The 12,686-nt window shown below is 70.5% G+C and carries 14 protein-coding genes; 2 read left to right on the top strand and 12 right to left on the bottom strand.

Annotation, left to right across the window (positions count from 1 at the left end):
- Both GA0070607_RS31545 and GA0070607_RS31540 read right to left on the bottom strand, forming a co-directional pair.
- On the bottom strand, positions 1–396 hold the full coding sequence (locus tag GA0070607_RS31545; RefSeq protein WP_089021457.1) for a hypothetical protein: 396 nt from the start codon (positions 394–396) through the stop codon (positions 1–3).
- The gene (locus tag GA0070607_RS31540) at positions 396–905 is read right to left on the bottom strand and encodes a DUF2231 domain-containing protein (RefSeq protein ID WP_089021456.1); all 510 of its coding nucleotides are present in this window, start codon (positions 903–905) and stop codon (positions 396–398) included. The genes GA0070607_RS31545 and GA0070607_RS31540 overlap by 1 nt, the downstream gene beginning before the upstream one ends.
- A gap of 114 nt (positions 906–1,019) precedes the next feature.
- Here GA0070607_RS31540 and GA0070607_RS31535 point away from each other — a divergent pair, with 114 nt between their 5' ends.
- The gene (locus GA0070607_RS31535; protein ID WP_231930618.1) at positions 1,020–1,679 is read left to right on the top strand and encodes a helix-turn-helix transcriptional regulator; all 660 of its coding nucleotides are present in this window, start codon (positions 1,020–1,022) and stop codon (positions 1,677–1,679) included.
- A gap of 31 nt (positions 1,680–1,710) precedes the next feature.
- On the opposite strand, the gene GA0070607_RS31530 is transcribed toward GA0070607_RS31535, so the two are convergent.
- From GA0070607_RS31530 to GA0070607_RS31505, 6 genes are all read right to left on the bottom strand, one after another.
- Positions 1,711–2,442 carry a DinB family protein gene (locus GA0070607_RS31530; RefSeq protein WP_089021455.1) on the bottom strand — a complete coding sequence of 244 codons (732 nt, stop codon included), beginning with the start codon at positions 2,440–2,442 and terminating at the stop codon, positions 1,711–1,713.
- A 114-nt stretch (positions 2,443–2,556) separates the two neighbouring features.
- Positions 2,557–3,069 carry a hypothetical protein gene (locus GA0070607_RS31525; RefSeq protein ID WP_089021454.1) on the bottom strand — a complete coding sequence of 171 codons (513 nt, stop codon included), beginning with the start codon at positions 3,067–3,069 and terminating at the stop codon, positions 2,557–2,559.
- A gap of 145 nt (positions 3,070–3,214) precedes the next feature.
- Entirely contained in the window at positions 3,215–4,408 is a 1,194-nt protein-coding gene (locus tag GA0070607_RS31520) for an erythromycin esterase family protein (protein ID WP_089021453.1), read from the bottom strand.
- 105 nt (positions 4,409–4,513) lie between these two features.
- Complete coding sequence (locus GA0070607_RS31515; RefSeq protein WP_197701201.1) at positions 4,514–6,328, bottom strand: glycoside hydrolase family 15 protein; 1,815 nt, start codon at positions 6,326–6,328, stop codon at positions 4,514–4,516.
- A gap of 34 nt (positions 6,329–6,362) precedes the next feature.
- Positions 6,363–6,839, bottom strand: a complete 477-nt coding sequence (locus GA0070607_RS31510) for a hypothetical protein (RefSeq protein WP_089021451.1) — start codon at positions 6,837–6,839, stop codon at positions 6,363–6,365.
- Positions 6,840–7,102: 263 nt separating this feature from the next.
- Complete coding sequence (locus GA0070607_RS31505; protein WP_089021450.1) at positions 7,103–7,738, bottom strand: class I SAM-dependent methyltransferase; 636 nt, start codon at positions 7,736–7,738, stop codon at positions 7,103–7,105.
- 95 nt (positions 7,739–7,833) lie between these two features.
- Between GA0070607_RS31505 and GA0070607_RS31500 the strand changes: the two genes are divergently transcribed.
- On the top strand, positions 7,834–8,430 hold the full coding sequence (locus tag GA0070607_RS31500) for a helix-turn-helix domain-containing protein (RefSeq protein WP_089021449.1): 597 nt from the start codon (positions 7,834–7,836) through the stop codon (positions 8,428–8,430).
- Here GA0070607_RS31500 and GA0070607_RS31495 read toward each other — a convergent pair.
- The 4 genes from GA0070607_RS31495 to GA0070607_RS31480 all read right to left on the bottom strand — a co-directional run bounded on the left by GA0070607_RS31495 (position 8,413) and on the right by GA0070607_RS31480 (position 12,607).
- Positions 8,413–9,360, bottom strand: coding sequence for a PfkB family carbohydrate kinase (locus tag GA0070607_RS31495; RefSeq protein WP_089021448.1), 948 nt, complete (start codon positions 9,358–9,360; stop codon positions 8,413–8,415). The two genes, GA0070607_RS31500 and GA0070607_RS31495, sit on opposite strands and share 18 nt — an antisense overlap.
- A 58-nt stretch (positions 9,361–9,418) precedes the next feature.
- Entirely contained in the window at positions 9,419–11,578 is a 2,160-nt protein-coding gene (locus tag GA0070607_RS31490) for an amylo-alpha-1,6-glucosidase (RefSeq protein ID WP_231930615.1), read from the bottom strand.
- A 229-nt stretch (positions 11,579–11,807) separates the two neighbouring features.
- Complete coding sequence (locus GA0070607_RS31485) at positions 11,808–12,287, bottom strand: SRPBCC family protein (protein ID WP_089021446.1); 480 nt, start codon at positions 12,285–12,287, stop codon at positions 11,808–11,810.
- A complete protein-coding gene (locus GA0070607_RS31480; RefSeq protein ID WP_197701200.1) occupies positions 12,284–12,607 on the bottom strand; it encodes an ArsR/SmtB family transcription factor in 324 nt (107 codons plus the stop codon). Before GA0070607_RS31480 ends, GA0070607_RS31485 begins: the two co-directional genes overlap by 4 nt.
- Positions 12,608–12,686 lie beyond the last annotated feature (79 nt).

Here is a 12,686-nt window from a genome sequence, read left to right as displayed (position 1 = left end):
TCAGCGACCTCCCACGCCGAGGGCCGCGAGCGCGGTCAGGACCAGCGTGGCGGCGGCGAACAGGCCGTGGCCGAGCACCACAGGTACGGGGAACCGGGACTCGGCGGTCCCGGAGCGGCGGGCGGGAATCCAGCGGGCCAGCATGGTGAACCCGATCAGCGCCACCGGCAGGAGCATCACGAACGCGACCCACGCCAGGACGTCGTTGTCGACCACCAGGTAGACGATCCACAGCACCAGCCCGATCGCCGCCAGGGCGAAATGGCCGAACACCAGGCCCGGCGCCAGGCGGCTGCCGCTTCCCGGCCGGTGGCCGCCGTGCGTGATCCAGGTGCCGAGCATGACGAAGCCACCGACGGCGGTGATCAGCCAGGTGACGAGTGCGGCGATGCCCATCAGGAGTTCTCCTTGTCTGTGCTGTTGTAGCCCTGCGCCTGGGTGGTCTCGTCGGCGACGCGCACGCCGTACCGGTAGACCAGTTCGCCACCGAGATAACCGGCGACGGTCAGCCCGGCGAGGCTGATGGCCGAGAGCGCCAGCGGTCCCACTGCCACCGGGCCCGGCGGGTCGGCACCCCGAAGGGCGAAGTTGGCCGCGTACGCGCCGGTGACCGCGAGGTTGATCGCCATGTGCGCGAGTGCCTTGCGGAATGCGGGGGTGCCGGTGGGGATGGCGAACAGGTCCAGGAAGCCGGCGAGCGCGGCGGTGAGTGCGCCGATGACGCCGAGGCCGATGAGCCACCGTGCGCCGTCGGTCAGGCCCTGCGGCTCGGACACGAACCGGCTGGCGAGATCGAAGGCGAAGCTGCCCACCCAGGCGCCGATTGGCACCGCCACCAGCGCGGGATGAATCGGGTGGCCGTAGCGGCCGGCCAGGCTGGTCACCGGGTGTCTGGCCTGATCCATGGGTCGCACGGAAACCCCCAGATGATTTTCACCAACGCTCATTGGTGATATCGATCATGCTGCCCCAGCGCGGCAGGAATTTCAATAGCCTTCGCTGGTGATAATCTCGGGGTTGTGAGCACCGGGGAGCGCTGGAGCGCGATGGCCGCACTCGTCGACCGGTCCCGACGTGCGCTCTACGACTACGTGTGCCGGGCCGATCACCCCGTTACCCGGGAGGAGGCGGCCGAGGCGCACGGCATGTCCCGCAACCTCACCGCGTTCCACCTCGACAAGCTCGTCGAGTCCGGTCTGCTGCGGGCCCACTACCAGACGCCGACCGACCAGCCCCGGGGCCGCGGCCGGACGCCGAAGGTCTACGAGGCGGCCGGCGACGGCGTGGCGATCACCGTCCCCGAGCGGCGCTACGAGCTCATCGCCGAGATCCTCGCCGACGCGGTCGCCGACGACCCGCACGACGCCCCCGAGGCGGCACGGCGGCATGCCCGCCAGCGCGGCCGGGACATCGGCGTACGGGTACGCGACGCCAACGAGGACCTCATCCCCGTGCTCGCCGGACTCGGCTTCGAACCCGAGACGCTCAGCGACCACGTGCTGCTGCGCAACTGCCCGTTCCACGCCCTCGCCACCCGGCAGACCGCCCTGGTGTGCGGGCTCAACCACGCGTTCCTCGCCGGCATGGTCGACGGCGCGGGACGGACCGACCTGCTGCCCCGCCTCGCGCCGCGTCCCGGAGCCTGCTGCGTCCGGTTGGACGGCCCAGCGGAGCGCTAGCTGCCCCTCGACAGAGGCACCGATCATGTCCCTACGTGGACACCCGGTCCTGCTCCTGCGCGTCGAGGTCACGCAGCGCGAAGCGGAGGTGCTCCCACTCCTCGTCGAAGATCACGTGAAGGCAGTGCAGGACCGGCTCCTGGTGCTCGGCCGACCACGCGGTGGGCCGAGGTTCGGCGAGCAGCTCCGGCGTGACGGTCGTGAGGAAGTCCCGCACGCTGGCCTGCCGCTCGGCACGCACCTCGAGGAGCTCGGCGAACGTCGGCTGCTCCGTCGAAAACACCGACATGTCGAAGCCGTCGGTCTCGTACTCGACGTGCGGCTGGCCCAGCGGGTGAAAGGGCTGCGGCAGACGCAGGATCGCCTTGCCCAGCCACGCGTCGGTGGCGAACGCGAGATGGCGCAACGTCTGCGCGAACGACCACTCGCCGTTGACCGAGACGTCGGCGGCACCCTCGGGCATGGACATGACCCGGTCGACCGCGGCCGCCCAGGCCCGCTCGGTCGCCGCCCACGCCGCGCGAAGGCTGGCCGTGTCGGTGGCCTGCCTCAGCTCGCGTCCGGGGAACCGCCGGTTGAGTTCCGCCTCGACGAGCGGCGCGACGTCGACACCGTTGACCAGGAGTGCACCGTCGGCCAACCACGGCGCGTCGATGTCGAGCTCCCGTACGTCGACGCCGCGCATCACCGCGCCGGCCAGTGTCGACCTGGTGAACCGCGCACCCCGCAGATCCCTGTCGACAAACGTTGCGTCCTGGACCATGGCGTCCTCCCACCCGCTGGCGATCGCGGCGATGCTAGCGCGCGTGTCCGACAACCTGGACACGACGCGAACTGTCCGAGGGCCAGCCTGCCCGCCGGTCACCGGCGTTTCGGACTAGAGGCCCACGTCAGATCCTCGTTCGGCATGCCGTCCACCCGTACCAGATTGTCGTCGCGTCCGCTGGCGGCTGAACCAGTCCCGGGCTTCAATCAGGAACACGATCGAGTAGGTGAACCCCACACCCGCAACAACCGCGGCCGCCAAGTAGAACAGCCACTCGATCACCGGGCGCCAGCCTGCTGAGACGCCGTCCCCCAACGGCGTGGTCATGACCAGGAACGCGGCAATCCCGGTCGCAGCCGCCGCCACCCAGGCAACCGCGAAAAGAGATCCACGCAAGGAGCCAAGGCGACGGTTGGAGTGCGAGAGGTGCCACAGTAGGTAGAGGGTGATGGCCAGCACGGAGCCGGCGACCGTGAACGCCGCGGCGTTACGCGGTAGCAGGCCCACCAGAGCCGCGAGCATGTAGATGATTGCGGCCGCCACCAGGTTCGCCAGCACGTTCACCAGCACGTCCCGAGCGAACCGCTTGCGGTCCCCGATGAAGCCTTCGCGCTGTTCGGCCACACTTGCACGGTAGAACCCGCGACCAAGGTGGTAGTGCCGGTCCCGCCCTCTGCGCACGTGCAGCTGGCGACAGCCGATAGCTTCCCGAACCGCTACCGAACCGCTACTGGTCACTCGTTGCCGAACGCTGGGGAGGCGGGCTCCGTCAAGCGTCCTTGACGAAGATGATCCCGTCGGTGTTGGCCACGTGGGCCGGGTCGAGCGGGGAGTAACCGAACCACTGGGACACCCGGGAAGCGGGCGTCACGTTGGCGAGGGCGGTGGCCAGTCGGCGGGCGTCGACGACGTAACGGTTCTCCGGGAGCGCGTACAGCAGTCCCTCGACGGTGTCCGGAGGCGGGGAGTTCACGCCGTGACGGCGGAGCGTGCCGAGGGCTGTGGCGAGGAAGGCGTACCCCTGGCCCAGGTGGGCGTTGACGATCGCGCCGGCGCTCCACCATTCCACCGGCAGGTCGCCCATCCGCATCCTGCTCCTGTCCCGCTGCAGGTGGCCGTTGTGGGCGTTCACCAGTGCCGGGACCCGCTCGGCGATGGCGAGCAGGTTGGCGGCCATCATCGAATCCCGTACGCCGAGCAGCCGTGCCATGCGGCTGGGTGACGTGTCGGCCATCGCGAAGTGGTAGCGCAGCAGGCCGATGGCGGTGCGCCCGTACAGGCGTGCCCGGTGCCAGTCCTCCCGTGTGGACGCCGCGATCAGTTGGGGCGTCTGCGCGTCGAGCAGCGCTACGAGCTCGTCGGCGAGCAGGCGCAGCTGTTCGGCATCGTGCGTCTGGCCCACGGACCGGGACGGGTCCCTCATCGCGGCGGGGTTGGTCCACCGGTCGTCGGCGCCGAGCAGGCGGTCGAGTGACTCCGCGGTGCAGGGAAGAAGGTCGGCGTCGACCCAGGTGGCGAGGTACGCGTGGAGTGCGGTGAGGGTCTGCCGGGGGCTCGCGGCGGCGGTGATCTCCAGCGGGCCGTCGAATCCGGCGAAGCGCAGCTGCTCTGCCAGGGGCCGGCCGTCGTTGTACGCGCGCATCCAGCGCACCAACTCCCGGTTGCCCGCGAAGGCCCCCCACTCGTGGCTGAAGCCGCGCTCCATGACCTCGTCGAGCGTGCCCGTGCCCGAGGTGACGTAGTCGTCCACGATCAGGCCCAGCACGCAGTCGCTCTCGATGGCGATCGTCCGGTAGCCGTCGCGCTCGGCGAGTTGCCGGAAGAGGTCGTTTCGCAGCTCGAGCAGAACGTCCGCGCCGTGGGTCGGCTCACCGAGGGCAAGCAGCCGTGGTCTGGCCGGGAGCAATCCCATGACGGTAGGAGCGTTGACGGTGTGGACGGCGTCGGTGATGCCAGCAGTCATGCCTTGAACGGTATCGTTGAACCACCGGTTGAGACTTAGACCAGGTGTCTACCGGTTGAGCGAGGCGAAACCTTCAAATCGCCTGTCCAGCCCGGGCCGCGAAACCTAGCTCACCGGGGCGTCGCGGATGGCCAGCGCGGCTTGGACGAGCGCGGCATGGGTCAGTGTCTGGGGGTAGTTGCCGAGGTGGGCGCCCGTCGCGGGGTCAAGCTCTTCGGGGTAGAGGCCGAGTGGGCTGGCGTAGTCCAGCATGGTCTCGAACAGCTCGACCGCCTCGATCCGACGTCCGGTGCGGGCGAGGGCCTGAACGAGCCAGAACGAGCAGGGCAGGAACGCGCCTTCGGTGCCGGGGAAACCGTCAGATCCCGGCGGATAGCGGTAAAGCAGCGGGCCGCCGGCGGAGAGGCTGTCCCGAATGAAGTCGATGGTGCCCCGCACGCGGGGTGACTCGGCGTTGTCCATGTCCAGCAGCGGCAGAACGAGCAGGGCCGCGTCGACGTCCTCCGAGCCGTATCTGCGCATGTAGCTGCCCGCCGTGGGGTCGAAGCCGGATGTCCGGACCCCGGCGGCGACGGCATCTCGCGCCTTCTGCCAGCGTCGACGTTGGCGGTCTGACAGGGCGTGCGTGTCGGCGATGCGCAGCGCGCGGTCCAGCGCGAGCCAGCCCATGAGCTTGGAATGGACGTGTTGGGCGGGTTTCCGGACCTCCCAGATGCCGGCGTCGGGCTCCTGCCAGCAACGGGCCACCACGTCGGCGAAGCCGCGCACCGCCCGCCACGTCTCGCTGGACAGGCTCTGCCCGGCCTGCGCGAACGCCCACGCGGCGTCGATCACCCAGCCGTAACCGTCGAGCTGGTGTTGCCCGGCGGCGCCGTTGCCGATCCGCACCGGGACGCTACCGAGGTAGCCGGGCCAGCCGGTCAGGTCCCGTTCCGCTGGTACGTGGCGTCCGTGCAGGGTGAGTACCGCCGGCAGGCGTGGCCGCTGCAACCGGCTGGCGTGCAGCAGCCACGCGAGGAAACCGTGGGCCTCGTCGGGCTTGCCCACGCTGAGGAAGGCACTGACGCCGATGCTGGCGTCACGGGGCCAGACATAGCGGTAATCCCAGTTCCGTACCCCACCAGGATCCTCGGGCAGGGACGTGGTGGGTGCGGCCACCGGGGCTCGCGAGGGCGAGTACGTCAGCAGCCGCAGGGTCAACAGGCTTCGTACGACGTGTTCCCGGAACGGCAGTGACCCGTCGATCTCGGCTGTCCAGGACCGCCAGCGGTCCTCGTCCTCGCGCAGCAGGTCCCAGGCCGATGCCGGCTCGACGTGGATCAGCGGTTCCCGATGGGCCACGGCCAGCACGAATGTGATCGGACGGCCCGGCGTGACCCTGATCAGGGTAGGCCGACCTGGTTCGATGGTCAGCTCGGGCATGCTGCCCAGGGAGACCGCGAGCGACCCCCACTCACACACCAGGGCCTCGCGCCGGCGCTGGATCCGGGGCCGGCGGTGCCGTACGCCGAAGCGGGGGTCGAACTCGACTACGGCGTCGACCGCCACGTCATCGGTCGACAGACGCCGCACCATCAGTGTCGCGGGCAGCAGGCGGCCGCTGACCTCGGTCACCATGGCCTCGGTGAGGGTGAGCCGGCTGCCGCCCACCACCCACGTCGTCTCCAGGGTGGCGGTGTACTGCCGGTAACGCCGTTCGACGATCGTGGCGGGCCGGGCCGGGCCGACCCGGAAGGTTCCCGCGTCGGCGCCCCCGATCAGCCTGCCGAACAGGGGCTCACCGTCGAAGCGAGGCACACAGAGCCAGTCGATTCCGCCGTCACCGGCGACGAGGGCGGCCGTGCGCGTGTCACCCAGCAGCCCGTAGTCGCTGATCGGCGCCGGGTCCCGGGGACAGCTGGGGTCGTACCCGCCGGTCACGGAGATCGCCGCCTGCCGGGTCGTGCGGCGCGGGTCAGTCGGCCTGTAGGAGCAGCCCGAGGACCACCCCGTAGAGGACGTGGACGGTGGTCACGACCGCGGGAGTCTGGATGCCGTAGTTGACGGCGAACAGGCCGGGCGGCTCCAGCACGGCCGTGCTGGTCAGGCCCGCCCGCTGGGAGGCCATGCGCGGGTGTACGCCCGGAAGTAGCGGCAGGAGCACCGTCAGCGCAATCCCGACGTGGATGGTCCCGAGCAGCGCCCCGACCCACCAGGTGGCGCGGTGCAGCAGGGCGAACGTGGCCGCGTAGCCGAGGGCGAAGCCCTGACCGGCGCAGAGGTGCATGAAGAACCCGACGACGCGAGCCCGGTCGGGATCCTCGGTGACGAAGGTCCCGAGAACCAGGGGAAAGTCGATGCGGGTGAGGCCGGCCAGTTGGGCAGCGATCATCGCCGCGGTGAGCACCGCGGTGGCGACCAGCCCGAACAAACCCCATCCGGCCCAGTCCATCTCAGCGGTGCGACCGGGCCTGAACGGCCGGACAGCGGTTCCGAGCCGTCGGCACGCGGCACCGTGACGTTCTCTCGGTCATCGGTCCGTCCTTCGGCTGAACAACGTGAAAGGTCTACGGTCCTGATCTGGACGCCCGCGTCGCGCCGCCTCGGACGACAGGGGCCGCGCCGGCTTTTCACCATAAGCCACCGGAATACGGCATGTTGCCTGCTCGCCGAGATGGCGCCAGGACGGCGCCCACCCCGAGTCAGGCATGTTGATCAGGGGCGTCGTGTGGCGCGCACGACGACGTCGTGCAGCGGCCCCCCGTGGCCGCCGGGGCCGGTGAGCGCGCGGACGTGCTCTTCGGCGGTGGTGATGTCCCACGCCGTGCTCTCCAGCCGCGCGGTGATGTCCGCGAGGGTGACCGATGCCTCGGCGGGAGGGTGGTGCCCGTGCCCGGTGGCTCCCGGGTCGTGCAGGTGCCCGACGATCAGCACTGTGCCGCCGGGCGCCACCCATGCCGAGAGGCGGTCGTAGAAGGCCAGTTGCGGCATCGCCGGGTGCGCGTAGTGCGTCGTGACCAGATCGAACCGCATGCCCGGGTCCCAGACGGTCAGGTCCGCTTCAACCCACCGCACGCGCTCGGACACCTGGCCGTTCGCCGCGTGCTCGGCGGCGCGGGCGAGGGCTTCGGGGGCGATGTCGACTGCGGTCACGTGCCAACCGTGCGAGGCGAGCCACATCGCGCCGGCGCCGGTGCCGCACCCGGCATCCAGCGCCGTGCCCGGGACCAGGCTGCCGGTCTCGCGGGCGAGGTACGGCTGCGGGGCGCTCCCGGCCGTCGCTGCGGGTTCGTCGCGGTGCGCCTGGTGCCAGTGCCGATCCCAGTAGTCCTTGTCGAATCCGTGTGTCATCGAGCCACCCCTTCACAGTCCTCGCGTGTCGCTGACGACTGTGGCTGGCAACCCCGTGATAAGCAAAACTTCTTGCCAAATGGCAAAATGGGGGTATGGGCACCCACCTGGACCGCACGCTCGACGCTGTCGGACCGAGGCTGAAGCACCTGCGGCTCCGCCGCGACCTCACCCTCACCGACCTCGCCGAGGAAACCGGCATCTCCGCCAGCACACTGTCCAGGCTCGAGGCGGGCCTGCGACGCCCCACGCTCGAACAGCTGCTCCCGCTCGCCCGGGTCCACGGCGTCACCCTCGACGAGCTCGTCGACGCGCCACCAACCGGCGATCCCCGGATCAACCTGCGCCCCATCGCCGGCGGCGACGGGGCGACCATCCTGCCCCTGACCCGCAGGCCCGGAGGCATCCAGGCCTACAAGTTCGTCCTCCCGACCGGTGCCGACGACCGCGAACCCGACCTGCGCACCCACGAGGGTTACGACTGGGTCTACGTCCTCAACGGCACACTGCGCCTGGTCCTCGGCGAGCACAATCTCATCCTCAAGCCCGGGGAAGCCGCGGAGTTCGACACCCGAACGCCACACTGGTTCGGGTCCACCAGCGCCGGTCCCGTCGAGTTCCTCAGCCTCGTCGGCAGACAGGGCGAACGCGCGCACGTCCGCGCGGCACCAGGATCAAGCCCCGCCGAGTAGGGATACACGGGCGACCCGAAGCGCGTCCGCCGTCAGGTTCGGCCTACCGCCGGGATGTCCGACGGCCGCCCCGGCCGCGGCGACGGCGTACCGGGCGGCGACCGGGGGCGGGTCGCCGCGCAGGAGCGCCGCGGTCAGCGCGGCGACGAGGGCGTCGCCGGCGCCGGTGGTGTCCACCACCTTCTGATCGGACAGGGGGACGAGCAGGTGCCCGTCGCCCCACTGCTGATCGCGCCAGACGAAGAGGTTCCCGGCGTCCACGCCGAAGGCGAGCAGCCGCGGACCGGCCGCCAGGATGTCGCCGGCCGCGGCCAGCAGGCGGTCGACCTCGTCGGTCGGCGCCTCGGTCCACAAGCGTGTTTCGTGGGCGTCGGCACGGACGACGTCGGCCGCGGCGAGCAACGCCGGGCCGTCGCTGTCGTTGGCCGGCGCACCGTCCAGCACCACCAGCCGACCGGCGTCGTGGGCCAGGCGCGCGGCGGCGAGGGCCACCGCGGGCGGTTGCTGCAACTGCACGAGTACGGCGTCCGCGGCGCGTAACAGCTCGGCGGAGGCTTCGACGTCGGCCGCGGTGAGTAGTACCTCGCTGGGCAGGTGTTGCAGGTACCGCCACCGCCCGGCCCCGTCGAGCGCCTCCACGATCAGCCCCGTGGAGGTGTGCGGCCGGCGCGCCACCTGTGTGACGTCCACCCCGTCCCGGGTGGCCTGCGCGAGCAGGTTGTCGCCGATGTCGTCGTCGCCCGCCACGGCGAGCAGCGCCACCGTCACGCCGAGCTGGGCGAGCGCCACCGCCTGGTTGGCGCCTTTGCCGCCCAGCATCTCGCGCCGCCCCCGGACGTCGGCCGCGTGGCCGACCTCCGGCCAGTGGTCGATCTCGAGGACGAGATCGCGGGCGAGTTGGCCGATCACCACCGCGCGGGGACTGCTCATGTCGCTCTTCTACCCGGTACCGGTCATGGCTACCGGTATGCCGGGACGACACACGCACCTAGTCGGCGGGCCAGACGCGCCAGTCGGAACCGGTGGCGCCGACACTCCAATGTCGGCCGGCCACCGCCACCGCGTGCAGGTCGATCCGTCCAAGTTCGTCGGGAACGTGGGCGTCGGCGAGGAGCCCGTCCTCGCCCGGCTCGAGGCCGAGCATCGTGCGCAGAAACAGCAGGGGCGCCCCGCTGGCCCAGGCCTGCGGGTTGCAGGCTGTGGGGTACGGCACGGGCTGACGACCGAAGGACCGGTCGTAGCCGGAGAGCGCCTCGGGCAGCCGGTGATCGGAGTGCCGGGAGGCCTCCAGCATGGCCATCGCTATCCGGTTCGCTTCCTCCCGGTAGCCGTAACGGGCCAGGCCGGCGGCGATGATGGAGTTGTCGTGCGGCCACACCGTGCCGACGTGGTAGCCGATCGGGTTGTAGCCGACGTCGAGGGTCGACAGGGTGCGTACGCCCCATCCGGAGAACATCTCCGGAGACATGAGGTGTCGCGCGAGCTGTCCGGCCCGATCCTCGGGGACGATGCCGCTCCACAGCAGGTGACCCATGTTCGAGGTCATCGAGTCGATGGGGCGTTTGTCGCCGTCCAGGCCGATGGCGTAGTAGCCACCCCGTTCGGGGATCCAGAAGTCCCGGTTGAACCTCTCGCGCAGTCCCGCGGCCTCGGCGCGCAGGCGGTGGGCCATCGCGGGGTCGTGCCACGGCCCGTCAGCCAGTTCCGCCATGCGCAGTTTCGCGTCGTAGGTGTAGCCCTGTGTCTCACAGGTGGCGATCGGCAGGACGGGAATCGTCCCGTCGGCGTACTGCACGCCGTCCGGGGAGTCCCGCCAGCACTGGTTACCGAGGCCCTGGGTGGAGCGGGTGGCGTACTCCACGTAGCCGTCGCCGTCGCGATCACCGTGACGGTCGATCCAGCGCAGCGCGGCCTCGGCGTTCTCGCGCAGCCGGCACACCAGCTCGGCGTCCCGGGTCCACCGCCAGTATTCGGACAGGAGGATCAGCCAGAGTGCCGTGGTGTCGGCGGCACCGTAGTAGGGACGGTAGGGCTTGATGCCCAGCTGGCTGAGCTCGCCCGAGCGGTACTCGTGCAAGATCTTGCCCGGCTCCTGGTCGGTGAAGTCGTCGAACACTGTGGCCTGATGCCGGGCCAGCACGATGAGTGCTCCCCGGGCAACCTCCGAGCCGCAGGTCATGGTCTGGTACGCGGTGATCAGCGTGTCCCGGCCGAAGGTGGTCAGAAACCACGGCAGACCCGCGGAGAAGAGGACGACCGACTCGCCCGCGATGGTCTTCTCAAGCCGCATGGACACCAGATCGAGAGCGGACCTGTGGTAGACGTCGCGCAGGAGATCGGTCTCCGCGTCCAGATGCGGCTTCTCCGCCGCCCATCGCGTCGACGGGTCCTCCGGCCCATGATCGAACGTCTCGCCGAACCCGCGCACCACCGGCCGGCGATCTTCCCCGCCGCACCACAGCGGCACACGCAACTCGCAGCTCCACTGCTGTCCCCGCTCGAGGCGCAGGTTCCACACCAGGGCGTCGCCGTCGACCAGATCGGGCGGCGGGTCGGCCTCGACGCTCACCGAGGCGGCGTAGCTGCCGTTGCGGTAGTGGAACCCGAGCGCCGAGCCGTCCCGTCCGTCCACGCGGGTGATGTCCGGGGCGCGGTCGCGGCCGGTCTCCTTGATCTCGAACAGGTCGGCGAAGTCGGTACCGACCGCCAGGCGCAGCCGGACGGACGTCGGCTCGATGCCGAAGTAGCGCAGTTCGACCCGCTCGTAGAGGCCGTCGCCGACGAAGCGCTGCCGCCGCACGCCGACCCGATTCGCGGGCAGGTGGGGCAGGTCGGCATTCGCCAGGAAGAACGCCGCCGAGTAGGCGTCCACCGTCCCGGAGGAGAGCACCATCAGCGGGGCGTCGTCAATGGTCAGCTCCCACTGGTTGAGGAACCGGGTGTCGTCGTGGACGAGACCGCCGATCGAGCCCCTCGGCACGTTCCCCGCGGCGTCGGAGAACATGAACGTACGGCCCTCCAGCACACCGACCGCGTCGGGCCCCAGCTCCGGAGGCAGGTCCCGAGAGGCGCCGCTGGACACCGGGTGCCCCGCCGACATGTCCGGCCACGGATCCGCGGGCGTCGGCCGCCGTGATGTCGCGGTCACCCACACCTCCTCAGGTTGCCGATGCCTGCCAACCGCGGGCGTTGCCCGGCGGCGATGACCGCCGCCGGGCGCCGCCTGGCGTCACCGCACCGGGTTCCCGGCCACACGCAAGTCATCCCGCCGCGTTCGCTGCCGCTGCCGGCTACGCGAATGCGAACTCGAGCACCGGATGGGCGGTACGGACCCGACTGCCCGGTGCGGCGCCGGGATCGCGGCCTGTTTGGCGCACTCAGCTCTCCTGCGCGATCAGCGCGGCGTATCGGGAGAGGTACAGCGGCCACCCTTCGTCGTGGGAGACGCCGTCGCTGACGGACTGCCATCCGGGGCCGTGCCGGTCGATGTGGCGGTGCTCCAGTTCGACCCGGGTGCGTTGCGGGGTCTCGGCGACGAACCGGACCTCGACCTCGCTGGTGTTGTCCGGCTCGGTCTCGACCTGCCATTGCGGACTGATGTCCCAGCTGAACACGACCCGGTTCGGCGGTTCGTAGGCGAGCACCCGCGCCCAGCGGCACTCGCTGCCGTCGACGGCCCGGTCGTAGATGTGCCCGCCAACCTTCGGTTCGAACACGGTCTCGGCGATCGGTGCGCCGAGCAGGTTGTGTTCGGGCGGCTTGAAGTCACCGAACCGCTCGGTGAACACGGTGAAGGCTCGCGCGATCGACGCCTCGACGACGATCTGTCGGATCACCACGGCGGCTGCCTGGGTCATTGGTCCTCCTCGGTCGGTTCTTCGACGACGTCCTGATAGCTGTCCAGTGCCCGGTTCCAGAACGTCTCAAGCTGATCTCGCAGCGCGGCCACGCCGGCCGGATTGAGCCGATAGACCCGGCGCGCGCCCGCCGCGCGGTCGGTGACCAGCCCGGCGTCCTTCAGCACCTTCAGATGCTGGGACACCGCCGGCCGGCTGATCGGCAACTCGTCGGCGAGCTCGCCGACGGCCCGGGGCCGCTCGGCCAGGCACGCGACGATTGCGCGCCTGGTGGGGTCTCCCAGCGCGTCCCAGCCAGCACCAGCTCGGTAAGTAGCCACGAACGGTAAGCTACGACTTACCGATGGGTGAGTCAAGGCGCCGTCTCAGACCGGGAACGGGCTGGTCACGCTCGCGCTG

The organism is Micromonospora coriariae (assembly GCF_900091455.1).
In the GTDB taxonomy this organism is placed as follows: domain Bacteria; phylum Actinomycetota; class Actinomycetes; order Mycobacteriales; family Micromonosporaceae; genus Micromonospora; species Micromonospora coriariae.
This window is presented reverse-complemented; position numbering and strand designations above follow the sequence as displayed.